Source organism: Limnobacter thiooxidans, assembly GCF_036323495.1.
In the GTDB taxonomy this organism is placed as follows: domain Bacteria; phylum Pseudomonadota; class Gammaproteobacteria; order Burkholderiales; family Burkholderiaceae_B; genus Limnobacter; species Limnobacter thiooxidans.
This window is the reverse complement of the sequence record NZ_AP028947.1, coordinates 2,762,068-2,785,977: the sequence shown is the minus strand read 5'-3', so window position 1 is coordinate 2,785,977 and position 23,910 is coordinate 2,762,068. Positions and strand designations below refer to the sequence as shown.

At 52.4% G+C, this 23,910-nt stretch carries 21 protein-coding genes; 13 read left to right on the top strand and 8 right to left on the bottom strand.

The features are described 5' to 3' along the window. Positions 1–167: 167 nt before the first annotated feature. The 8 genes from RGQ30_RS12680 to RGQ30_RS12645 all read left to right on the top strand — a co-directional run bounded on the left by RGQ30_RS12680 (position 168) and on the right by RGQ30_RS12645 (position 7,879). Positions 168–1,181, top strand: a complete 1,014-nt coding sequence (locus RGQ30_RS12680; protein ID WP_130557871.1) for a sulfate ABC transporter substrate-binding protein — start codon at positions 168–170, stop codon at positions 1,179–1,181. A gap of 18 nt (positions 1,182–1,199) precedes the next feature. After that, complete coding sequence (locus RGQ30_RS12675; protein WP_130557872.1) at positions 1,200–1,865, top strand: RBBP9/YdeN family alpha/beta hydrolase; 666 nt, start codon at positions 1,200–1,202, stop codon at positions 1,863–1,865. Continuing rightward, entirely contained in the window at positions 1,862–2,665 is an 804-nt protein-coding gene (locus tag RGQ30_RS12670; RefSeq protein WP_338284472.1) for an EAL domain-containing protein, read from the top strand. The genes RGQ30_RS12675 and RGQ30_RS12670 overlap by 4 nt, the downstream gene beginning before the upstream one ends. Positions 2,666–2,667: 2 nt before the next feature. Continuing rightward, complete coding sequence (locus RGQ30_RS12665) at positions 2,668–3,666, top strand: sulfate ABC transporter substrate-binding protein (protein ID WP_420915178.1); 999 nt, start codon at positions 2,668–2,670, stop codon at positions 3,664–3,666. 219 nt (positions 3,667–3,885) lie between these two features. Further along, a complete protein-coding gene (locus RGQ30_RS12660; protein ID WP_130557875.1) occupies positions 3,886–4,371 on the top strand; it encodes a rhodanese-like domain-containing protein in 486 nt (161 codons plus the stop codon). An 11-nt stretch (positions 4,372–4,382) separates the two neighbouring features. After that, positions 4,383–5,327 carry a serine O-acetyltransferase EpsC gene (gene epsC / locus RGQ30_RS12655; RefSeq protein WP_130557876.1) on the top strand — a complete coding sequence of 315 codons (945 nt, stop codon included), beginning with the start codon at positions 4,383–4,385 and terminating at the stop codon, positions 5,325–5,327. Between the two features lie 49 nt (positions 5,328–5,376). Next, complete coding sequence (locus tag RGQ30_RS12650) at positions 5,377–6,309, top strand: family 2A encapsulin nanocompartment shell protein (protein WP_130557877.1); 933 nt, start codon at positions 5,377–5,379, stop codon at positions 6,307–6,309. Next, entirely contained in the window at positions 6,263–7,879 is a 1,617-nt protein-coding gene (locus RGQ30_RS12645; RefSeq protein WP_130557878.1) for a family 2A encapsulin nanocompartment cargo protein cysteine desulfurase, read from the top strand. The genes RGQ30_RS12650 and RGQ30_RS12645 overlap by 47 nt, the downstream gene beginning before the upstream one ends. Before the next feature lie 45 nt (positions 7,880–7,924). Here RGQ30_RS12645 and RGQ30_RS12640 read toward each other — a convergent pair whose 3' ends face one another. The 4 genes from RGQ30_RS12640 to RGQ30_RS12625 are packed head-to-tail and all read right to left on the bottom strand — an operon-like array spanning position 7,925 to position 12,248. Continuing rightward, a complete protein-coding gene (locus tag RGQ30_RS12640; RefSeq protein ID WP_338284471.1) occupies positions 7,925–8,335 on the bottom strand; it encodes an ExbD/TolR family protein in 411 nt (136 codons plus the stop codon). Further along, positions 8,332–9,057 carry a MotA/TolQ/ExbB proton channel family protein gene (locus RGQ30_RS12635; protein ID WP_130557880.1) on the bottom strand — a complete coding sequence of 242 codons (726 nt, stop codon included), beginning with the start codon at positions 9,055–9,057 and terminating at the stop codon, positions 8,332–8,334. The genes RGQ30_RS12640 and RGQ30_RS12635 overlap by 4 nt, the downstream gene beginning before the upstream one ends. A gap of 5 nt (positions 9,058–9,062) precedes the next feature. Beyond that, the gene (locus RGQ30_RS12630) at positions 9,063–9,794 is read right to left on the bottom strand and encodes an energy transducer TonB (protein ID WP_130557881.1); all 732 of its coding nucleotides are present in this window, start codon (positions 9,792–9,794) and stop codon (positions 9,063–9,065) included. A 27-nt stretch (positions 9,795–9,821) separates the two neighbouring features. Continuing rightward, a complete protein-coding gene (locus RGQ30_RS12625) occupies positions 9,822–12,248 on the bottom strand; it encodes a TonB-dependent receptor (RefSeq protein ID WP_338284469.1) in 2,427 nt (808 codons plus the stop codon). Between the two features lie 375 nt (positions 12,249–12,623). On the opposite strand from RGQ30_RS12625, the gene RGQ30_RS12620 reads away from it, so the two are divergent. From RGQ30_RS12620 to RGQ30_RS12600, 5 genes are all read left to right on the top strand, one after another. Continuing rightward, positions 12,624–13,691 (top strand): ABC transporter substrate-binding protein, encoded by a 1,068-nt coding sequence (locus RGQ30_RS12620; RefSeq protein WP_130557883.1) that lies wholly within the window; start codon positions 12,624–12,626, stop codon positions 13,689–13,691. Between the two features lie 33 nt (positions 13,692–13,724). Next, positions 13,725–14,393 carry a class II aldolase/adducin family protein gene (locus RGQ30_RS12615; protein WP_130557884.1) on the top strand — a complete coding sequence of 223 codons (669 nt, stop codon included), beginning with the start codon at positions 13,725–13,727 and terminating at the stop codon, positions 14,391–14,393. Positions 14,394–14,405: 12 nt separating this feature from the next. Then, the gene (locus tag RGQ30_RS12610) at positions 14,406–15,758 is read left to right on the top strand and encodes an LLM class flavin-dependent oxidoreductase (RefSeq protein ID WP_130557885.1); all 1,353 of its coding nucleotides are present in this window, start codon (positions 14,406–14,408) and stop codon (positions 15,756–15,758) included. Positions 15,759–15,835: 77 nt separating this feature from the next. Further along, on the top strand, positions 15,836–17,608 hold the full coding sequence (locus RGQ30_RS12605) for an ABC transporter ATP-binding protein (RefSeq protein WP_130557886.1): 1,773 nt from the start codon (positions 15,836–15,838) through the stop codon (positions 17,606–17,608). 16 nt (positions 17,609–17,624) lie between these two features. Further along, positions 17,625–18,797, top strand: coding sequence for an MFS transporter (locus RGQ30_RS12600; RefSeq protein WP_130557887.1), 1,173 nt, complete (start codon positions 17,625–17,627; stop codon positions 18,795–18,797). On the opposite strand, the gene RGQ30_RS12595 is transcribed toward RGQ30_RS12600, so the two are convergent. Genes RGQ30_RS12595 through RGQ30_RS12580 form a run of 4 tightly spaced genes read right to left on the bottom strand, consistent with a single transcriptional unit; the run spans position 18,782 to position 23,910 of the window. Next, positions 18,782–19,381 (bottom strand): nitroreductase family protein, encoded by a 600-nt coding sequence (locus RGQ30_RS12595; RefSeq protein WP_338284467.1) that lies wholly within the window; start codon positions 19,379–19,381, stop codon positions 18,782–18,784. The two genes, RGQ30_RS12600 and RGQ30_RS12595, sit on opposite strands and share 16 nt — an antisense overlap. Before the next feature lie 2 nt (positions 19,382–19,383). Next, on the bottom strand, positions 19,384–21,234 hold the full coding sequence (locus RGQ30_RS12590) for an extracellular solute-binding protein (RefSeq protein ID WP_130557888.1): 1,851 nt from the start codon (positions 21,232–21,234) through the stop codon (positions 19,384–19,386). Positions 21,235–21,241: 7 nt separating this feature from the next. Continuing rightward, positions 21,242–22,831 (bottom strand): ABC transporter ATP-binding protein, encoded by a 1,590-nt coding sequence (locus RGQ30_RS12585; RefSeq protein WP_130557889.1) that lies wholly within the window; start codon positions 22,829–22,831, stop codon positions 21,242–21,244. Beyond that, on the bottom strand, positions 22,828–23,910 hold the full coding sequence (locus tag RGQ30_RS12580; protein WP_130557890.1) for an ABC transporter permease: 1,083 nt from the start codon (positions 23,908–23,910) through the stop codon (positions 22,828–22,830). The genes RGQ30_RS12585 and RGQ30_RS12580 overlap by 4 nt, the downstream gene beginning before the upstream one ends.

The window sequence follows — 23,910 nt, the reverse complement described above, 5'->3', positions numbered from 1 at the left end:
TTGGAATTCGCGCTGACCAGGCTCCAGCGAAACCAGTGATCAGTCGAAACTCGGGCTGATGCAACGGTCTTCGATATCCTGATAAGCAAAGAAGTTTTTCTTCGTTCACGCCTCAAAGTCCTTTCCCTATGATTGCCCCACATCGAACAAACCGGAAAGGATTCACCATGAATTACGCATCACTGATCAAGAAGACCCTGACGCTGGCCACAGCCTTGACCATTTCCTCGACAGCGTGGGCCAATGTCGAGTTGCTGAATGTCTCCTATGACCCCACCCGCGAGTTGTACCAAGAGTACAACCCTGCCTTTGCCAAGTACTGGAAAGAGAAAACCGGCGAAACGGTCACAATCAAGCAAAGCCACGGCGGCGCGGGCAAGCAGGCGCGCGCTGTAATTGATGGTCTGGAAGCCGACGTTGTCACTCTGGCCCTGGCCTATGACATCGACGCCATTGCGGAGCAAACAAAAAAGCTGCCAGCGGATTGGCAGAAAAAGCTGGCCCACAACAGCTCACCTTACACATCCACCATCGTGTTCCTCGTTCGCAAGGGCAACCCCAAGAACATCAAGGATTGGGATGATCTGGTGAAGCCTGGTACCCAGGTGATCACACCCAACCCCAAAACATCAGGCGGCGCACGCTGGAATTACCTGGCCGCTTGGGGTTATGCACTGAAAAAGCCGGGTGGCACGAATGCGAAAGCCCAGGAGTTCGTGACCAATCTGTACAAAAACGTACCAGTACTTGATTCGGGTGCCCGTGGTTCCACGAACACATTCGTTCAGCGCAACATTGGTGACGTGTTCATTTCCTGGGAAAACGAGGCATTTCTGGCCATCAACGAGTTGGGCAAAGACAAATTCGAAATTATTGTTCCTTCTGTATCCATTTTGGCTGAGCCACCCGTTGCATTGGTAAAGGGCAATTCGGACAAGAAAGGGACAACCAAAGTTGCACAAGCCTACCTGGATTACCTGTATTCACCTGTAGGCCAGCAAATTGCGGCATCGAACTACTATCGCCCAAACAAGCCTGAGCTGGTCACCAACAAGGAAGACTTGAAGCGCTTCCCCAAAGTAAACCTGTTCACGATTGATGAAGTGTTTGGTGGCTGGCAGAAAGCTCAAAAAACCCACTTCGAAGACGGTGGTCTGTTTGACCAAATCTTCAAACGTTAATACTTCAGTGGAATTAGTATGTTGAATCCTGTTTGCATCACGGTGCCCGGATTGAATGGCAGTGGCCCTAACCACTGGCAAAGTTGGGCGGAGAAAGAAATTCCAGGTTGCCGCCGCGTAACTGGGATTGATTTCGACAAACCCGTGATTGCAGCTTGGGCGGATGCCATCCGCAAAAACATTCGCGATGAATCTGGCAGTGTCATTCTGATTGCGCACAGCTTTGGGTGCCTGGCCAGTATCGTCGCGATTGCAGACAATGAAACAAAAGTGGCGGGTGTAATCCTGGTTGCACCGGCTTCACCTCAGCGGTTCAGCGCGACTGGCCTTGTTCTTGATGACGCTGTGGCGGAAACCACCTTGATGGGGTGCCTTCCAGCAAACCCTCTCGGTGTTCCTGGCGTGGTGATTGCGAGCACAGACGACCCCTGGATGAAAATTACCCATGCCCAGTACTGGGCGGATGCATGGGGATTAAGGTTTACGTGGCTGCGCAATGCGGGTCATATCAATGCAGAATCGGGCTTTGGCCGTTGGCAGTCACTGGCCCAACTGGTTAAAACTTTTCGTGAGCAAGTGGCTGCCACACCACTTGGAGATGTGCAGGACCAAATCGGTCCGGTGAAAAACCGTTTTTCGACGCTAGCAAAACTACGTCAAATAACCAGAGAGTCCATCGAATGAGTACGCCTTTTGCCGATCTGATATGGGGTGAGCCCGGTGTCTCCGTTGGCTCAAACTATGAACGGGTAAGGGCGGCAGTGGGCAAGTTATCCCAGTTACCCAGCGATGAGCGTGCCTTCTGGAGAGATAGTTCAGGTCGCGTCTTTGTGAATCTTCATGACACTGAGCTTACCAGTGCCTTTCTTCCTGTGCAGGAAGTCGACTCGGGTGACTTGCTCGGGCATTTCGTGCAATTAGTCGATCGCGCGGGCAAACCGGCACAATTCAGATTTGATCAGTTGGACGACGATGGTTTCATCGCGACGGACCGGCTTTTACGCGCCTTGCACACGTTAAACTACTTTGGATGTTCGACAGAACCAATTCGATTGTTTCTGGATGTCAATCACCGGTTTTTTTCGTCAATTTCCGATAATCATGGAAGGGCATTTCGTCACCTGATTGAGTCTCTTGGTTTGTTGCCCGGGCATTTCGTGATCCAGGTGGTAGCCAGTGATGAAACGGATTTGAATACCTTGGCTTTCGCAGCTGACAATTATAGGCGAAATGGATTTTTGACTGGTTTGTACTGCAGATACCCTTTGCAGAGTCGCAGTTTGATCGCACAGATTCGTCCAGACTTCTTGTCTCTCTGGATCGATGAAGCTTGGTGCTTGAGTGAACTGCCAGACATTGTAGACGCCGCCAATTCGTTCCGGGTCAAGTTGATTGCTCGAAACATTCAAAATCAGTCCCAAGTCTTTGGCCTTCGCCAAGCGGGGGTCAATCTTCTTCAACTGGAAAATTCAATCTCACCATGACCATGAAATTCAAGAAAATCCTGCTAGCCGCTTTAACGGGTTCTGTGTTGCTAGGCGCAAACGCCAATACGGCGGTTGAGTCGATTCTCAACGTGTCCTATGACGTGTCCAGAGAGCTCTACAAAGACATTAATCCGGCCTTTGAGGCGCAGCAGAAGGCAAAAGGTTTAAGCAAGTTTGAGGTACGCCAATCGCATGGCGGCTCCAGTAAACAGGCGCTTTCGGTGGCCGCTGGTCTTGAGGCGGATGTGGTGACCATGAACCAGTCGCCCGACATTGACCTGCTGGTGGAGAAAGGCCTGGTAGACGCCAATTGGCGCAAGGCATTCCCCAATGAAGCGACTCCATATACGACCACTACCGTATTTCTGGTACGCAAGGGCAATCCGAAAAACATCAAGGATTGGTCTGACTTGACACGCCCTGAATTGGACGTGATTGTTCCCAACCCGAAAACTTCAGGCAATGGCCGATATACCTACCTGGCTGCATGGGGTTATTCCCTGGATAAAACAAAGTCGGAAACTCAGGCTCGCCAGTTCGTGACCGATCTGTTCAAGAACGTTCCTGTGCTTGATGGCGGTGGACGCGGTGCAACCACCACATTTACCCAACGTGGCGTGGGTGATGTGTTGGTGACATTTGAGAACGAGGCCATCCTGATTGGCGAGGAAGTGGGTGCCGACAAGTTTGATGTGGTGTATCCGAGCATTTCAATCGATGCGTCCGCACCGGTTGCAATTGTGAAGTCAGTGGCTACCAAACGTGGCAGTGCAGCTGTTGCGAAGGAATATCTGGACTTTTTGTATTCTCCGAAAGGTCAGGAGATCATTGCAAAACATCATTTCCGCCCAAGGAATGCAGCCGTATTGGCCAAGTATAAAAATGAATTCCCTCCCATTAAAACCTTTACGGTTGAAGAGAAGTTGGGTGGCTGGGCCAAGGTTCGCAACGAACATTTTTCTGATGGTGGAATTTTCGATCAGATCTTCAAAAAGTAAGTACGATTTGTCTCCTCTTCCTTGTGGAAGCTCCTTTAAACCCTGCATGCAAATGCGGGGTTTTTTTCATTCAGGTTTTCTTCAGGTGGTTTTTTGAATATCAATAGAAGTTTTTAAATTAAGTCTTTTATTCGATATGAATATAAAAATCTAATCGTTCTCCTTTGATTGGTCAGTCTTTAAAGTCATTGAACAGAAAGACAACCAACAAGGAAAATCATGACATTAGCCCGTCGAATTGAACAACAGGATCCGGACGTGTCTTTGCCCCCAGCATTGCAGGATGCTGCGGAAGCGGCCCGCATTGCTGGCTTGCCGTACAAAGGATCAGTTGATCCGGAGGAAGCATGGTCATTGATCCAGGCTGGGCAGGCCACTTTGGTGGATGTTCGTACTGCTGAAGAGAGAAAGTTTGTGGGGCATGTGCGCGAGTCTGTTCATGTGGCCTGGCAAATTGGCCCAGCGCTACTTAAAAATCCGCGATTCATTCGCGAGTTGGAGGCAAAGGCTGGCAAGTCAAATCCGATTCTTTTGCTTTGCCGCAGCGGCAAGCGTTCGGCCGCCGCGGCTGAAGCTGCAAGGAAGGCTGGGTTCCAGAATGTTTTCAATGTGAAGGAAGGTTTTGAAGGCGATCTGGATGCACAGCAGCAACGTGGTGTAGAAAACGGGTGGCGGTTTCGCGGTCTTCCCTGGGTTCAGGACTGAAGGCATTGGCCATGAGCGATCTTCAAAACATCAGCCAGCGTTCCGCAGGTGAGTCTTTTCATATCGACACGATAGTCCGCAAGTTGCATGAAGCACGTCGCACTTGGCGAACCTCCACCCAGCGCGTGCAGGAAGCGGGTGCCAGGGAATTTCCTGCACGTGCTGCGCTGGAAATTGTGTTGAATCATCTCAGTGGTGCTCTTTTCCCCATGCGCCTTGGTCCTCCTGACCTGCGTCAGGAAAGTGAGGATATTTATGTCGCGCATGCGCTTGATGTTGCGTTGAATGCACTGCTTGGCCAGGTTTACCTTGAGCTTTCACTGAGTACACGCAAGGACAGGGAAGCAGACTTTTCACGCCGGCACCAGCATGCCCGCGAGTTGGTGGGACTTTTCGCGCAGAAGCTGCCTGAAATCAGGCGACTGGTTGACACCGATGTACTGGCGGCCTACCGCGGTGACCCTGCTGCAGGCAGCGTGGATGAGGTGCTGCTGTGTTACCCGGGTGTGCGCGCAGTGCTTGTTCACCGGATCGCTCATGAACTGTATCAATTGGGTTTGCCGCTGATATCACGCATGTTGGCGGAGCTGTCGCACGAGCAAACCGGAATTGATATTCATCCAGGTGCACGAATCGGAGAAAGCTTTTTTATCGATCATGGCACCGGTGTGGTGATCGGGGAAACCACCGTGATCGGTTCACGCGTGCGGCTTTATCAGGCTGTCACATTGGGCGCAAAACGTTTCAAAGCAGGCGCAGGGGGCGAGTTGGTCAAAGGTGAGCCTCGCCACCCCCGCGTTGAAGACGATGTTGTGATTTACGCAGGTGCCACGGTTCTTGGCTTGATCACGATCGGCCGGGGCGCTGTAATCGGCGGAAATGTCTGGGTGACACAGGATGTACCTGCTGGTGCACATGTTACCCAGGCACATGTTCAACAGGCAACCAAGTCGTAATGGGTTGTCATCAGGTAGTTCAACTTTCATTTCATAATCTGAGGTAGGTATGTCCGAACAAAAAGAACCCCAGTTGGCGTTGCATGACACAGCAGCCCGTCAGTTGGCCAATGCAACCAAAACCGTTCCGCAGCTTTCTACGATCACGCCGCGTTGGCTGGTCCATTTGCTGCATTGGTTGCCCGTTGAGGCAGGCATTTATCGGCTGAACAAGGTGAAAAACCCACGTTCCGTTCAAGTGGCTTGTGCCAAGCGGGACGAGTCTGAATTGCCACAAACATTTGTGGACTATGAAGACAATCCGCGTGAATATTTCCTGAATGCCGTCAGTACCGTACTGGATGTGCATACTCGTGTCTCTGATCTGTACAGCAGTCCACACGATCAGATCAAAGAGCAATTGCGCCTGACCATTGAAACCATCAAGGAAAGGCAGGAAAGCGAGCTGATCAACAACGCAGACTATGGTCTGTTGGCGAGTGTGGATGAGTCCCAGCGAATTTCAACGTTGAGCGGTCCTCCCACCCCCGATGATCTGGATGAGTTGCTGACCCGTGTCTGGAAAGAACCTGGCTTCTTCCTGGCGCATCCCTTGGCGATTGCTGCCTTTGGACGCGAGTGCACACGCAGGGGTGTTCCTCCTCCCACTGTCAGCCTGTTTGGGTCCCAGTTCATTACCTGGCGTGGTATTCCACTGGTTCCTTCAGACAAATTACCCATTGACGAGGATGGCAAAACCAAGATCCTGTTGTTGCGTGTAGGCGAAAAGCGCCAGGGTGTTGTTGGCTTGTATCAGCCTGGCGTTGCCGGCGAACAAAGCCCTGGTTTGTCTGTTCGTTTCATGGGAATCAACAGAAACGCAATCGCGTCCTACCTGATTTCACTGTATTGCTCGCTGGCCGTGCTGACTGAAGACGCTGTGGCTGTTCTTGAAGATGTTGAGATCGACAAATACCATGACTATCCAGTTACCTACAAATAATCTGCAGCCCAGTGCAGGGGGGCATCCCTTGCCATCTCAAGGCCAGGCATCACCCTTTGAGCTGGACCGGTTGGTCAGCCTGGCACATCAGGCTTTCACGGAGGCTTTCGGTTCTGCAATGGGTGGTGGGGGTATTGAGCAGTCATTTGGGTTGCCTACCCAGGCTGATATTCAAGGGTTGTTACGGCAACCTTTGCGTGCTGATGATCTTCAGACCATTGGGCGTGTCAGCGCCCCTGCACTGGATGTGCCTGTGAAACATGTTCCAAACGAAAGTTTCTACTTTCTGGAGCATCAACTCCCAGGCTTTCAGGCTCAGGAGCCACAAATCCCGAACATTGGGGGTGAACGTCGGGGTCTGGATGTGAATGCAGTACGCCGGGATTTCCCGATTCTGCAGGAACGCGTCAATGGTCGCCAACTGGTCTGGTTTGACAACGCGGCAACGACTCAAAAACCTCGCCAGGTGATTGATCGGATCTCGCATTTTTACAAGCATGAGAATTCCAATATTCATCGTGCTGCGCATGAATTGGCTGCACGATCCACTGATGCGTACGAGAAGGCACGTTCAACGGTGGCGGATTTCATCGGAGCTTCCTCAAGCGATGAGATCATTTTTGTTCGTGGCGCCACTGAAGGACTCAATTTGCTTGCAAATACCTTCGGCGAGCAGAATGTTCAGGCGGGCGATGAAATCATTGTCTCTCACCTGGAACACCATGCAAACATAGTTCCCTGGCAGCAGTTGATCCAGCGAAAAGGGGCCAAGCTGCGTGTGATCCCGGTGGACGATGATGGTCAAATCATTGTTTCGGAATTTGCGAAGTTGCTGAACAGCAAAACCAGGCTTGTTTCAATCACCCAGGTCAGCAATGCGCTGGGCACGGTGACTCCGGTTGCTGAGGTAATCCGGCTGGCGCATCAGGCGGGTGTGAAAGTGATTGTGGATGGCGCACAATCCATTTCCCACATGGCTGTGAATGTTCAGGCTTTGGACGCAGACTTTTTTGTGTTTTCAGGTCACAAGGTGTTTGGTCCAACCGGTATTGGTGTGGTGTATGGCAAGAAGTCGATTCTTGATTCATTGCCACCGTGGCAGGGTGGCGGAAACATGATTGCGGACGTCCGTTTTGATCACACAGAGTACCAGGGCGCGCCGGCTCGTTTTGAGGCAGGAACAGGCAATATTGCGGATGCCGTGGGGTTGGGTGCCGCACTGGAGTATGTTCAGTCTGTGGGCATTCAAAACATCGCCAAATACGAGCACGAATTGCTGGAATACGGCACGTCATGTTTGAAACGGATCAAGGGTGTCAGATTGATTGGCACGGCTGATGACAAGGCCAGTGTTCTGTCCTTCACTCTGGAAGGTTACAGCACTGAAGAGGTTGGACAAGCCCTGAATCAGGAGGGGATTGCAGTTCGGTCTGGACACCATTGTGCCCAGCCCATTCTTCGACGGTTTGGCCTGGAGGCAACGGTTCGTCCTTCCTTCGCTTTTTACAATACCTTTGAGGAAATAGACCGGTTTGCCGCAGTGGTAAACCGGCTTTCAAACCAGCGTTGATTTGAAAGCGGACCCCTGCATCGCCTGATGCAGGGGTTTTTTCAGTCAGCGGGTTTTGGTCATCACTGCAACCTTGGTAATGCCTGAACGTTCTATGGCCACCATGGCGTTGGCCACCAATGCGTAGCGAACGTTTTCATCCGATTGCAAATGCAGGGTCAAGTCAGGATTTGCAGCCTTGATACCGCCCAGAATAACTTCCAGATCGTCGCCTTCAATTTGAACCTTGTCCAGAAAGTACTGGCCTTCAGCGTCAATGCTCAGGGTCACGGGCTTGGGTGTTTCTGCCGGTGCTGTTGTGGCAGTTTTTGGCAAATTGATCTGGACTGCGTTGGTCAGCAAAGGCGCAGTGATGATGAAGACTACCAAGAGCACCAGCATCACATCCACAAGCGGGGTGACGTTGATTTCACTCAATACTTCATCGTTGTCTGATTGCGTTGAAAAAGCCATCATGCCGCTCCTTCAGTACGTTCATCGAACCGCGGATTCTGTGTTGCGCTTTTGTCCAGCACCTGAATGCGAAAAGCAGCCTTTTGTGTCAGGTTGAGTATGTCTGTGGCGAAATCATCCTGAGAAGCTGTAGACAACTTCAGGTTGCGGATAAAAAAGTTATAACCCAACACGGCAGGTACAGCGACAGCAATGCCAACACCCGTGGCCACCAATGCTTCACCGATTGGCCCGGCCACTACGTCCAGACTGGCGCTGCCACTGGATCCAATTCTGACCAGGGCATCAAGGATTCCCCACACTGTGCCAAATAGTCCTACAAATGGTGCGGTGCTGCCAATACTGGCCAGAATTGCAAGTCCACTTTCCTGCGAACGCCGCTCTTTCTGGATCTGTTGGCGCAAGTAACGCTCCAGCAGTTCCTGTCGGGTGCCTGTGTGTTGCAAATCTTTGTGATGCTGTTTGTCAGCCTCACTCAAGGCAAGAAAAGCAGCGCTGGCCACTCGTGCCACAGGGCCTGAGTGCCCTGAAATTTGTCTTGCACTGTCCAGGCTTGCGGAGGCCCAGAATGCCTTCTTGAAACGTCTGTCCTGGGCACGACTGCGATAGAGTTGAGTGCCCTTCAAGGCGATCAGTGCCCATGTGGCAATAGAAAAGAGTCCCAGGCTCCAGAGCGTTCCTTCAACAGCCAGTTGGGCGACGACAGGGTTTGAAAGCAATGACATGATGATTATCCTAATTTGAATTCGATTGGTACGGTGACCCAGGCTTCAATTGCTGTTTCACCTCGTTTGGCTGGCGAGAAAGTCCATTGTTTCACTGCGCTGAGCGCTGCTTCATCCAGTGCTTTTCTGCCGCTGCTGCTCTGAATTTCAATGCTCTCCGGTTTGCCGTTTGCCAGCACCTTGACTTTCAAAAGCACTCGCCCTTCCCACCCCTGATTGCGCGCAATGTTGGGGTAACTGGGAGCAGGGTTGTTCAGGTAGCCCGCAGACCCGCGTGCGGGTGTCACTGTCTCAGTCACGTTGTCACGCAGGGGCACGTCTGCAGGTACCGGCCTTGCCGCAGGCAAGGAAAGTTCTGCAGACGAAGTGCTTGTTTCGGCGCTTTGCAAGGGTCTGTTTTCAGGGGCTGCAGCAGGCTTGTTGTCGACTGCAGGTTTGGGCTCGGGTTTGGTGACCGGCTTTTGTTCCACCTTTTTGACTGGTTTTGGCTCGGGAGGCAGCACCTGGGGCTTTGGCACTTCCACGGGTGGCTTGGTAAACTCAATATTCACTGTGCGCATGAATTGCTCTGGCGCTTCATATTCAACGTTCTTGCCCAGAACAATCAGGCAAGCGTGCGTAGTGAGTGCAAGCGCCCCGTAGAGTAGCCATTGCTTTGGTTGCCATTCAGTGGGCATGTTGCTAAAGACCCGGGATACTTCGTGTTGAAGCGATCTGTTGGCTGTTTCCGTTGTCATGCTGTGACCTCCTGAGTATTCATGGCTTTAAAACTTGAACAAGGCTTGTACGCCGTAGGTTCGTGGTGCACCCACATTGACCGGCGTCACGCCATTGGTATTCACAATCTGGCGCAGGAATGCCTCGTTCTTGTCAGTCAGGTTGCGGACAAACGCAGTCAACTCCCATTTTGATTTGCTTGGTGCATAAGTGGCCCGTGCATTTCCCTGCCAGTAGGCTGGTGTGGTTTGTACCGGATCGTTTTGAACCGTGGCGTTGTGAAGGATTTTGCTTCTGTATGACCAATCCGTACCCAGGATCAATTGGTCACCAGAGTTGTTGATTGGAAATTTGTAATCAGTAAACAGGCGGAATGTGGTTCGCGGTGTGCGGTAGAACTCATTGCCGCTTGCGTCTTGCGGTGCCGAATTGCCCACCGTGTAAATGAAGTTTTTGTACTCTGTTCGGAGCAAGCCCAGGTTTGCACCCAGGTTCCAGTTGCGAACCGGTTTGGACAACACCTCGAATTCCAGGCCCTTGATGACACCATCTGATTGACCTGAAGAACTGGTCTGGAATGTGCCGTCGGTTTGTTGAACACGTTGCTGAATGTTCAACTGGATATTTTTCAGGTCGTAATAAAAGGCTGCAGCATTGAATTGAACCTTTCCTCCCGCCAGTGTGGATTTGAAGCCCACTTCATAGTCTGTGATTTCTTCGGGTTCCAACCTCAGAATGAATGGTGTACCGCCGGCAGGGCGGCTGATAGCCTGGTTGAATCCACCCGAGCGGAAACCGGTTGCGACCCGTCCGTACAGCAGCAGGTCTTTGTTCACTTTGTATTCCGGGGTGATGTCAAAAGTGAAGTTATTCCAGCTCCCTGACTCTGTAAGATTGACAGGCGTGAAGTTGCCCGTGCCGGAAACACCGCCTGGGAAATACCACGCGCTCTCGCTGCTGAAGTCAACCAGTGTGGCGTTGCCTGCTGTGTCTGTGACAGACAGTGCAGTTTGATTCGTGGTTTTTGATTCCCGGGTGTAACGGGCTCCGAGGGTCAAGGCGAGCTCGGGGTCAATCTGATATTTCACGTTACCGAAAACAGCCTTGCTTTCTGCATCCTGATCCCAGGAACTTGTCGTCAGGTTTTCCCGGTTGGTTTGTACACTGGTGTCGCCACCATTGGCAAAGCGAGCGGCCTTGCTGTCGAAATCCGCTTGAAGCTTGTAGTAATAGAGTCCACCAATCCAGCTGACCGTTTGATCTTTGGGTGAGCTAAGGCGAAATTCTTGCGAGAATTGAGTAAAACCGTTCTCCAACTTGGTACTGACACGAGGCAGTGTGGTGTTCAGCGGAACACCCACACCTACCAGGCTGCCACCATCGCCGCCGCTCCATCCAGTGATGGAGTTGAAGGTGAGCTTGTCCAGTGCCCAGTTCAGTTTTGCCGTGAGGTATTGGCGTTCTTCCAGAGTATTGCCCTCGCCGCCAAAAAACGGGCTGTATACATCGGGAAAAGCGCCAAAAGGCGGTATGTATCCACCGCCTGCAGCAATTTGCGCAGCAGTTTGCCCGGTTGTGATTTTTCCGTCTGCATTCGGTATTGTCACCGCGCTGTTGGGCGGTGGCAAGTTGGTGCCGCCCGGTGCGTAAGTGGGTTCGTTTCGGCTTTGGAAGTCGCGTGTGCCATAGATGATCTGGGCTTCCAGGTTGGGTGTGATGTTGGCCAATACCTGAAGGCGAATGTTGTTGTCTTTGAACTTGGGGCCTGATTCACCGTTCAAAATGTTGGTGGCGTAACCATCCAGCGATTCGTTGTAAACCGACAAGCGTGCGGCAACGGTTTCCTCCTTGATCGTTCCTCCAAATGCGCCTTCCGTAATCCTGCTGCCGAAGTTTCCAAAGGTCAGTTTGCCGTACCCATCGTTGTCATAGGAGGGTTTTTTGGAGAGGTAGTGAATTGTTCCGCCGGTATTGTTCTTGCCCCAAAGCGTGCCTTGCGGGCCGCGCAGTACTTCTACACGTTCCAGATCAAACAGGGGGAAGCTTTGGTTGCGTTGAAGCCCCACCACCACTTCATCCACATAAATACCGATCGGGCCTTCGATGGTCTGGTTGGGGTCATTCGTGCCGATGCCACGCAAGAACCAGCGAGGCTTGCCTATCCTCCCGCCGCCTTGCGCTGACAATCCGGGGGCAAGCTGTTCGATGTCAGTGTTCAACACAATGTTTCTGTCGCGAATTTCGTCACCACTGATGGCGGTCACCGTGACAGGAATTTCCTGAATACTTTCTTCCCGTTTCTGCGATGTCACGACCACGCTTCCCAGTGAGTCCACATCTTGAGAATTCGCCTGCTGAGCGCTAGCCGTGTTGTGAATGAAAAGCGCTGCAATAGAAAGAGCCAGAGGTTTTGAAACGCGTTTGAACGGGTGACTGCGTGTGCTGCGTTGTTTTGTTTTCTGTTGTGTGTCCATGAAAATTTCCATCGAGAGAGGTAACTGAATGGAAATGCTTTTGCAGGTAGCGTGCCAAAAGACTGTGTGCGCAATTCGCAATACAGCGTAAAGCGCCACAAGTATTTGATTTGGCAGCATTGATTAAATTTGAAAATACTTATTCACAAAAATCTTCCTCACCTTGTGCTGATTTCTGCACATTGCTGTGCTGCGACATTTTCAACAGTACGTGATTCCAACTGTCGATTTAGTAACAACCAGGATCGATTGTCTTGATACGCAAGATTTCTCAAAACCCAGGTTTTTCAAGGTCTTGTGGCGCTTGGTCGACTATTTTTCCAAGCTGGCACGGTCAATGCATTGAGGAGGTACGTCAAACAATCAGGTACGAATATGGCCAACTCTTTACCATCAATCTGGTACACCCGCTGCGGCGCTGCCACTGCATCTGCATTGGCCATTCACTACGGCTTTCTCCAGCAGGAGTTCAGTCAGAGCGAGGTGAATCTTCTGTCGTTGAAAGACTCGGATTCACTGGCCATTCGAAACTCGCATTACAACCACACCCAAAGTGGCATGTTTCGCGAAGGCGGCAATATTCCGCCAATTTGGGCCAAGGGCCTTGGACAAGAGACCGTGGTGTTGGCCATCACTTGGCTGGATGAATACCAGGGCATTCTGGTGCGAGAGAATTCAAAATACAAATCGATTCATGATTTGAAAGGCGCGCGCCTGGGTATACCGCGTCATGAAAAAGCCCTGATCGATTTTCAGCGAGGTGCAGCCCAGCATGGGTTTGAAACGGCATTGAATCTTGCCGGAATTTCAACTCCGGAAGTCAGGTGGGTCGACATTGCCCACCCATCCTACGATTCAAGCGACGGCCCTGCACCCGTTCGTGTGCGTGATGAGCATTACCGGGCACCTGTTCTCAAGGCGCTGGACGATGACCTGGTTGATGCCGTGTTTTTGCGTTTCACTTCTGGTGTTGAGGCAGCAAGGGATGGCAGGTACCGCGAGCTGATCAACATCAATGCGCTGGATGACCCACTGTTGCGCGTGAACAATGGCACACCGCGCCCTGTCACTGTGGATTGCAAATTTCTGGACCATCATCCTGACTTGGTGGTTCGTTACCTGTCGGTGCTGATTCGTACTGCCCTGTGGGCTTCACAAAATCCTGAAGCCGTGCTGGATCAACTCAATCAAGACCGGTCTGCTGAACACCGCGCGCTGATTCCACTTTCTCATGGGTCCAAGGTCCATGAATCATTCTTTCCAAAGCTCAACGAGCAGTACATCACAGGACTTGAAGTCCAGAAGAATTTTTTGCGTGATTGGGGCTATCTGGTTAAGGACTTTGATGTTCGCGAGTGGATAGATCCAGAACCTCTTCAACACGCCCTGGCATTGGCCAAGAGCAAGCCCCCACTTCAACTGGCGACCGCTTTGGCTGCCTGATTTTCATTTCATCAATTTCAACCGGAGAACACCATGTCTGATCAACACGACCAAATTGATTTGCTGTCCTATGTGGATGAAGCAAAAACCGATGCCATTCATGCTTTCAATGTGCTGCGCGAAAACGGAACCTTGTCCGCCAGCCTGACGTTCCACATTACCCACAAAATTCCGGGCCACGACAAAGTGGTCAACATCCGCTTTCCCGGGGGTATTGCCCGCGATCAAAGCCCGTCAATCAGCATCGCGAATTTCTCGGAGAAGAAGGACCTCATCCTGCATGAGGAACGTCTTGATGCCGACACAGTGATCCATGTGCACACCTCTTACCTGTCCGCATGGTCTTTGGCTCAGAAGGATTTTCCGATTTTGTATGTGGCGGCGGCCCGCCATTTGTTGGCCAGAACAATTCCGAATCACCTGGACAGAACCAAGGGTGTATTGGAAACGATTCGTGCACGCCTGGACAATCATCCTGAACTTGCGCCTCCACCTGCCTTGCTGGAATCCAGCGGGGGTGTCAACTTCTGGGGGCGTGGAATTCTGCGTACCTCCGAATTGATTCTGCTGGTGGAAGAGTCCGCGCGCTATCAGGTGTATGCGGAAGTTGTGGGTGGTGCCCAGAATTACACACCCGGCGCACTGGAGCTTCAGTGGAAGCGAACCGGCCTTCTTGAGAAATCGAAAGAGTTTGCCGGTTAACAGGAGATTTTCATGAGCCAACGAAAAAGACAACTTGCGCTGAACGTGTTTGTCCAGAGGTTTGGGCATCACGTTGCTGCATGGCGCCATCCCAGTTCCACCGACAATGGACGACCCGACCTGAATTGGTACATCAATGCTGCGCGACTTGCGGAAGCAGCAAAGTTTGATGCGTTTTTCATGGCTGATTTTATCGGGCGTCCTGCCAACCTGGGTCCTGATGCCGGGCGCAATGCAAACAGTTACCAGTTTGAACCGTTTACCTTGCTCTCTGCACTGGCCACGCACACCAATCGAATTGGCCTGATCGCGACTGTGAACACCAACTACGATCACCCTTACAACCTGGCTCGCCGATTCAGCTCACTGGATCACATCAGTGGGGGCCGTGCGGGCTGGAATATTGTGTCCTCATTCTCTCCGCACACGGCCGAAAATTTCGGTATCAATGACGGCAGGGACCATGGCGAGCGATATGAGCGGGCAGGGGAGTTCGTCGAACTGAGCAAGTCGCTCTGGAACTCGTGGGACGATGATGCATTCGATCATCCAGACCGGGTCAATGGCCGTTTCTACAATCCGGAGTCTGCGCACCCGGTCCATTTCAATGGTGAGCATCTCAAGTCCGATGCCATTCTCGATTTGCCTCGTCCCATTCAGGGTTATCCGGTGTTTGTACAGGCCGGCAATTCGGAAACAGGTCGTGAGTTTGCTGCCAAACACGCCGAGATGATTTATGCATCTGCCACTTCATTGGATGTTGCCAAAACATACTATGCAGACGTGAAGCGACGTTTGGCGAAGTATGGTCGCGATGAAAGTCAGTTGATTGTCACGCCGGGGCTTTCCGTGGTTGTTGGTTCGTCAGATCAGGAAGCTCAAGACAAGTTCGGTGAACTTCAATCACGGGTTGATTTCAGCGAGCTGGAGTTTGGTGGGTTTGATCTGTCCAAATACGATCTGGATGGTCCACTTCCCGATTTGCCTTACAAGGCAGGCGAGAACGGGCAAGGCCGTTTCTTGCAGCAACTGGAACTTGCTCGTCGCGAGAACTTGACCATACGTCAGCTGGTGCTGAAATTCCGCGTTGCGCGCGGCCATGTTCAGGCCATTGGTTCACCCAAAACGATCGCTGACCTCATTGAAAAGTGGTTCGTTGAGAAGGGTGCCGATGGTTTCAATGTGGTGCCGCCGTACCTGCCCAGCGGCTTTGTCGACTTTGTAAACCTCGTGGTTCCCGAGTTGCAGCGTCGCGGTATTTTCCGCAAGGAGTATGAGGGCAAAACCTTGCGTGACCACCTTGGGCTGGATCGTCCTGACAATCCCAACACCCAGAAGCGTCATCCTCATAGCCTGGCGGCCTAGTTTCTGGCGCTTTCTGATTACCGGGCAAACCCACTTTCAGGTTTGCCCGTTTTTTATTCCTGACATTCGGATTTGACATGAAAAATCTTTGGCGCTGCATTCAATTTATCCCCGAGTACAGGGGGAAACTTCTGGGTGTCATTGCGGTTGGCACGGTGCTCGGTGTAATTGGCACGGCGACCCCTTACTTGTACAAGGCGATTGTTGATGTGGTGGCGCGGTTGCTGTCGTCGTCCATCAGCCGCGATGAAGCCACGAATTCCGTGTTGATTATTCTGGCCGTTTTTTTGTTGTTGCGTGTGGGTGTGGTTGTTTTTGGAGCCATACAAAACCGGCAGGCCGATGACCTTTGGCTTGACACCGTCAGTACCTTCCGGCAACGGGTTTTTGACAACATGACCCAAAAGTCGATTGATTATTTCGAGAAGACGCGTGTTGGCGAAATCATGGACCGATTTGGCAACATCACCACCATCACCATGTGGCTGTCGTCACTGACCGATGGTGTGCTGGCGAGTTTTTTCCAGATGATCCTGATCGTCGGGGTGTTGTTGTGGAAGGCGCCCGTTGTTGGCGTCATCATGGCAGCGGTGCTTGTTTTGAACTTGTGGATTTCCTATCGGACGGTGGGCTGGACCAAGCCCTATCGACGCGGCTGGCAGGCGCTGGCTGGACGAATGACAGGCTTGCTTGCAGAAATGATTGGCAACATTGCGACAGTCCGCAGTTTTGGGGGCGAGCCCGCGGTCAAGCAGCGCTATGACAACACACAGGAGGAATGGAAAGTCACGCGCGGCAAGCTGCATGTGACGGAATGGCGGTCCGAGCAGGCCTTGAATTTCATCAACACATTTGGTGTGTTCACGGCGGTGGTTTACACCACATGGATCGCTTTGCAGGGGGCGTTGTCCGCGGGTGACATTTTGTTGATCCTGACGCTGTCGCAGATGCTGATTACCACCGTTGGGCCTATCGCAAGGCAGATCAACCAGGCGGGCGAAATTGAGAGCACGGCTGAAAGACTTGTTGAATTGCTGGATGTGGAAAGTGACATTCAGGATCGCCCGAATGCACGACAACTCGTGCAGATCGACACCATCGAGTTTGATCAGGTCAGCTTCTGGTACCCGGGCAAAGACAGCCCGGCTTTGAATAAAATCAGTTTTCATCTGCAGGCAGGACAAACCGCTGCCTTGGTCGGTCTCAGTGGCAGTGGAAAAACCACGATCGTAAAGCTGCTGATGCGTTTTTATGACCCCACCCAAGGCCGCATCCTCATCAATGGTATTGACCTTCGCGATTACCAGCAACGCAGCGTGCGTGCATTGATGGGCGTTGTATTGCAGGATGTTGCCCTGTTCAATGACAGCATTGGCGAGAATATCGCCTTTGCCAGGCCAGGTGCCCAGATTGCCGATGTGCGCAAGGCTGCAAAGGCGGCTCATGCTGAAGACTTCATCAATAAACTGGATCACCAGTACGACACGGTGGTTGGGGAGCGCGGTATCAAACTGTCGGGCGGCGAGAAGCAGCGGGTGGCCATTGCCCGCGCCATTCTGAAAGATCCGCAGTTGATTATTCTGGACGAGGCAACCAGCGCGCTGGATTCCGAGTCCGAGGAACTGGTTCAGCAAGGTTTGGACCAATTAAGGACAGGGCGGACATCCGTGGTGATTGCACACCGTCTTAGCACGGTGATGAATGCAGATCAGATCCTGGTCATGCAGAATGGTTTGATCGTGGAGAAGGGCGTACATGAAGATTTGTTGAAAGAACCCGCTGGCTTGTATGCGCGCCTGTTCAGTCTCCAAACACAGGGTCGTCATTTAAGCCTGGCCAGACAGGCTTGAGAAAGCAGGGTAGTCAATGGACTCGGATTCACAGGGAATCAGGCGCTTCCTGATTGGTTTCATGAGCCTGACCCTGTTGTCCGGCATTACCATCGGCATGAACAAGGTGATGGGAACCTTGCTGGGCTTGCATCTCGGTTTGTCCAACCTCGAATTGGGCTTTTTGTCGAGTACAGAAACTGCCGCGGTGGCACTGGGCACATTGCCAGCGGGGTATCTGCTGACCCATAGCAGTCCACGTACTTTGTATGTCATGGTGTGTCTTGTTCTTGCTGCCCTGTACCTCTTTCTTCCTCACCTGCCTCATTGGCATTTTCTGATCATTGCAATGTTCATCGTGGGCCTTTGTATTTCTTTGCGGATCGTGTCCATGAATACGCTGTTTCTCACGCGTTTGCCCGAATTGGGACATGCCAGGGCAGGTTGGTACAGGGGTACATTGACCTTTGGCATCCAGTTCTCTGGGCCGGTGTGTGGCAACTACTTGGTGGCTAACCTGGGGATTGTGGAGGCATTCCTGATTTCGTCGGTGCTGTTTGTTTCATTGGCCCTGTTGGGGTGGAAGGTGTTGCCACCTCAGCTTACTCATCAGGTATTGGTACAACGTCCCCAAACAAGCAGCAGGCTTGATGAAATGAGGTATCTGCTGTCCTTTCGGGAGGTCAGGACCAGTTATGTTTTTGAATGCGCAGCCAGTATGACCATGGCCAGCGTCAGTGTTTTTTCAATCGTCATTGCCGTGCAGTCCCTGGGGTGGTCAAAAGCCCACGCAGTCTGGTTGCTTGCCATTCAGGGCATGTGTTACATAGTCACGGTCATTTTTTTTGGCAAGCATGTTCTGAAAGACCGACTGCGCAATCGTGTGTATACAGCCGGGCATGCCCTGATTGTGACGGCACTTGTATTGATGGCCTGTCCCCCTCATGACATTCGATTCATTCTGGCCTCGGCATGCATGGGAATGGGCCTGGGCATCAACTACCTGGTCAATATCCACCGAATTTCCGGCTTGCCGGTCAACAAGGCTCAATTGTCAGCCAACCTGACCTTGTTGACCATGACAGGCAGTGGCCTGGGCGCCTTGATGACCGGGTTTTTCTCAGACAGATTGGGTTTTCAGGGGGCATTCCTGGTTTTGTTCTTGATCTGGCTGGTCCTGCTTTTTACGTGGCGTCAGGACAGGTCTTGAAACCGGGAGTCAAACACCCACAGGTGTTGTGGTTTCCTGTTGCTGGGCACTTCACGGGGACGCAAATCTTCAGGGAGATCTTCAGGTTTTCCTGGATGCCCCACAGCAATGGCCACTTCCACGTTCCATTGATCGCCCAGGTTCAGCAGTGCTCTGGCACCTTCCCGGTCAAAGCCGCCGATCGCATGACTGACCAAACCCTGAGCATGGGCCTGTAGTGCCAAAAATGCCCAGGCCGCCCCCGAATCAAAGGAATGCGAACGGAGGGGCGTGGGCTCGGGCGCGCCTTTCCGAAGGTGCTGCTTTGCCGAGACCAGGACAAGCAGGGCACCGGCCTGCTGTGCCCATTTCCGGTTTCCCTCATTCAACAGCGCCAGAAAATCCTTCCAAGCTGGGTTGTCTTTCAATGCATACACAAAGCGCCAGGGTTGGGCATTGTTGGCCGATGGTGCCCAGCGCGCAGCCTCAAAAAGGCTTTGCAACTCGGTGCCTTGAAGAGGCTCACCGGAGAAGGCGCGGGAAGACCATCTTTCCAGAAAAATAGCTTCAATCGCATGGTCACTTTGTCGTTTGTAAGTCGTCATGGTCATCTTGCTGCTGTGTTCAGTCGTGTTGTTTGAGAATCGTTTTCTTGCCACCACCAGGTGGAGATCACCCATTCGTTCGCACCATAGTGAGTGGGCAGTTGTGCTGGGCGTGTCAGATTTCGGTTGTGTATCAGGTAATGGTTGGTCAGGTAACGCCAGGGCCAGAAGTAATGTCCATGAATCAGTACCCGGTCCAGTGCTTTGGCAGCAACCTGTTGTTCGGTGAAGCTTTCTGCATTCAACAGTTTTTGCAGCAAGTCATCGATCGCTGGCGAGTTCACGCCGGTCAGGTTCTCAGACCCTTTTCGGTTGGCGTCCGCGCCATTGAAGTTTCGCCACAATTCAGGCCCGGGGTTTCGCGCGTCACGCAAGGCGACACTGCTGATGTCGTAGTCGAACTCGCTCATGCGTTTGCGTTGCGTGGCTGCGTCAGAGAGACTTTTTTCCACTACGATGCCCGCTTTGGTCAAATTGCGATAAATCGGATCCATGAAAGGGCTTTGATTGCGCGTTCCAGCAATCTCGATCACAAATGGTTCGCCTTTCTGGTTGAGCAGCTTTCCATTTTTGTAAGTCCAGCCTGCCTCGCGCAGAAGTCGCGTGGCTTCACGCAAATTGTCCCTGTAAGTCTCTGGGCCCTTTGTCTTGGGCAATTCAAAGACTGGCCCGAAAACCGCTGGTTCAAGTAACTGGCGCCATGGCTCCAGCAAGGCAAGTTCCGCCTTGTCGGGCAAACCTTCTGCAGCCAGGGGAGTGCCTGTGAAGTAGCTGGTGACGCGTTTGAATTCGGAGTCAAAAATCTTGTCGTTGATCCATTCGAAGTCCAGAAGGTAGACCAGTGCCTTGCGAACCCGAACATCCTGGAACTTTTCACGTCGCAAATTCATCACCCAGCCGTTCATGGAGGGTGGGTTGGCGTGTGGCACTACTTCCTTGGCAATTTCCCCGCTGTCGAAGTGTTTGCCGATGTATTGGCAGCACCAGTAACGCATCTGGGTTTCTGCAAAGAAGTTGTACTCACGCGCCCGAATTCCCGCAACCTGGGTGTCCCGGTCTTTGTAGAGTTTGTAGACGACCTTGTCAAAATTGAACATCCCTTTGCGTACTGGAACATCCTTGGCCCAGTAGTCCGGGTTTTTCCGATAGGTAACATGGTCGCCCTGGCGGTAACGGTCAAGAACATAGGGCCCGGTTCCTATCGGAGGTTCAAAACTGAGTTGCTCAAAAGAGGGTATGCCTTTGAGGCTGCCCCACTTTGGAGAAAAAACAGGCAGGCTACCTGCGACAAATGCCAGATCCCGGCCAGGTCGCGTGAATTGGAACTCAACGGTCAGTTCGTCGATCACCTTGACTGTTGAAATTTCCGCAAAGTAGGTCCGAAAACGCGGGCTTGCTTTTTTGCTGGTGAGCACCTTGAACGCGTTCAAGACATCCAGGGCGGTGAGCTTTTGTCCGTCTGAAAACCTGATTTGCGGGTGCAACACGAATCGCACCGACCTGTTGTCAGTGGCGAGTTCAATGCTTTTTGCCAGCAGGCCATATTGGGTGTTGGGCTCGTCGAGACTCAGCACGGTGAGCGTTTCGAAGACAAGGTCTGTGACGCCGGGTGCGGGTCTTCCTTTCAGGCTGTACGGATTGAACTTGTCAAAACTGCTGTTGCTGACCATGACAGACAAAGCCAGCGTACCGCCCTGTGGAGCATTCGTATTGACATAGTCGAAGTGCTGAAAGCCCGGTGGGTATTTGGGATTGCCAAACATGCTCAATCCATGGTTACTCCAGGCTGGCGTGGTGGCCAGCCCCAAGGTCACTGCGACAATCAGGTTTGAAACAAAGTGCGTAAGCTTCATGAGGACATTAAAACGATGCGTTGACCAAGCGTTGCGTGTAGGGGTGCCTGGGTTGGTGAATGATTTGTTCGGCGCTTCCTTCTTCAACAATCTCTCCGTCTTTCAGGACCAGTATTCGGTGGGACAGCGCGTGAACCACAGACAGGTCGTGTGTAATCAGCAGGTAGGCCAGGCCGTATTTCTGTTGAAGTATTCCCAGTGTGTCCAGCACCTGTTTTTGAATGGACACGTCCAGCGCTGAAGTGGGCTCATCGAGGATCAGCACTTCAGGTTCCAGGACCAGTGCACGAGCAATCGCAATGCGTTGCCTTTGCCCGCCAGAGAATTCATGCGGGTAGGCATCAAGCCTGGCCGACTCCAGCCCGACATCTTTCAGCGCACGTTTCACGCGCGAAAGGTGTTCCTGGGCAGTCAGGTCGGGGCGGTGAAGTTGTAGCCCTTCGCCAATGGTTTGGGCAATCGTGCGGCGCGGTGAGAGCGATCCAAAGGGATCCTGGAAAACAACCTGAACCTTGGCACGCCAGCTTCTCCTGGCCTGACCGGATAGTTCCTTCAGGTTCTGATCGCCCAGTTTCACGGTGCCTGAGTCTGTACGGATCAATTGCAGCAAGGCTTGTATCAGTGTTGATTTGCCAGAACCCGATTCCCCCACCACACCCAGCGTTTCGCCTTTCCGCAATTCGATGGACACATCCCGGAGCACCTGAATGCGTTTGGGCTTGAGCCAATTGACCCATGTCTGTTTTGGATGTGGGTAGCTGACATTCAGCTGTTGGGCGGTCAGCAAAACCGGGTTGCTATGCGGCAGTGGTTTGACGTTTCTCGCTGGAAGGCTGTCAATGAGCTTTCGGGTGTATTCATGTCGGGGGGCTGTGAAAATCTGTTCCGTCCGACCTTCTTCAACCAGTTTTCCCTGTTTCATCACCAATACGCGCTGTGCAAATTTGCGAACCAGGTTCAGGTCGTGCGTGATCAACAGCACCGCCATGTCCTCTTGCTGTTGTATGTCAATCAGCAATTCAACAATGCGTACCCGAATGGTCATGTCCAGCGCCGTGGTGGGTTCATCCGCGATCAACAGCTTGGGTTTGCAGGCCAGCGCCATTGCAATCATGGCACGTTGACGCTGGCCGCCGGAGAGCTGGTGTGGGTAGGCGTCAATGCGGTGTTCAGGGTCACGAATGCCAGTTCGTTTCAGCAGTTGAAGGGCTCTTTCACGGGCCTGTGCCGTGCCCAATCCTTCGTGAATCCGCAATGATTCCATCACCTGGTGCCCAATCGTGTACAGCGGGTTCAGCGCGGTCATGGGTTCCTGAAAAATCATCGCAATGTCTTTGCCCCGGATTTTTTCAAGTTCACTGCCGGGCAAAGCCGAGATGGACTTGTCCTCGAAAACAATGGAGCCTGACGAGGTCGAGGTGGGTTGTAACCCCAATATGGACAGCGCTGTCATGGTTTTTCCAGAACCGGATTCACCGACCAGCGCAACCCGCTCGCCTGCATTGACCTGAAAGGAAACACCCTTGACCACTTCATTCGCACCAAAGCGCAGCGAGTAGTTGTCCAGCTGTAGCAAGGCCAGTTGTTCGGCTTTCATGCAGCCACCTTGTGTGTGATTGATTCTGTTTCGGGTTTTTGCAGTGCTTCTGGCGAGTCCTCTTCGGATTTCAAGACCAGCTTGTTGTCCAAGGCGCTCCGAAGTGCATCCCCCATGAATGTCAACAACAGCAAGGTAATGACAAGCACGCCAAATGCGGACACAGCTATCCACCACGAGTCGAGGTTTTCCTTGCCCTGTGCCAACAGGTGCCCCAGGCTGGGGGCTGGCGCTGTGACACCCAGGCCCAGAAAATCGAGGCTCGCAAGGGCCATGATTCCAGCACTCATGCGGAAGGGAAGGAAAGTAATCACCGGGGTAAGGCTGTTGGGCAGAATATGGCGCACCATGATCTGCCGGTCAGACAAGCCAAGCGCCCTGGCGGCTTTGATGTACTCAAGTTGCCGGTTTCTGAGAAATTCCGCGCGCACGTAATCAGACAGCCCGATCCACCCGAACAGGGACAACAGCACAAACAGTAGCAGGTAGCTGTGCTCAAAGATGGATGCGAAAATGATCAGCAGGTACAGTTCCGGCATCGCTCCCCACACCTCGATCAGGCGTTGTGTGAACAGGTCGGTACGTCCCGCAAAGTATCCCTGTACTGCACCGATCAATACACCCAGAAGCACACCCGCCGCAGTCAATGCCAGTGCAAAACTGACAGACACACGAAAGCCGTAAATCAGCCTGGCCAGGATGTCGTAGCCTGCGATGTCAGTCCCCAGCCAGTTTTCTTCACTGGGTGGGCCTGGGTAATGGGCAGTGCCGCCGTAATAATTCAGCGTGTCGTAGTAGAAGGGGTTGATCGGGTAGATTGCAAAGTTTTCGCCTGTGGTGATCAGGCTGCGCACCACTGGGTCTTTGTAATCTGCTGCAATTGGCAGGTCGCCACCAAAAGTGTCTTCCGTGTAGTCTTTGATCAGTGGAAAAAAGTATTCGCCCTGGTAGCGAATCAATAACGGTTTGTCATTCGAGATGAGTTCGCCAAACAGTGTGCCAACGTACAGGCTGACGAAAACAATCAGGCTCCTGTAGCCCAGGCGATTGGATTTGAAACGCAACCAGATCCTGTTCAT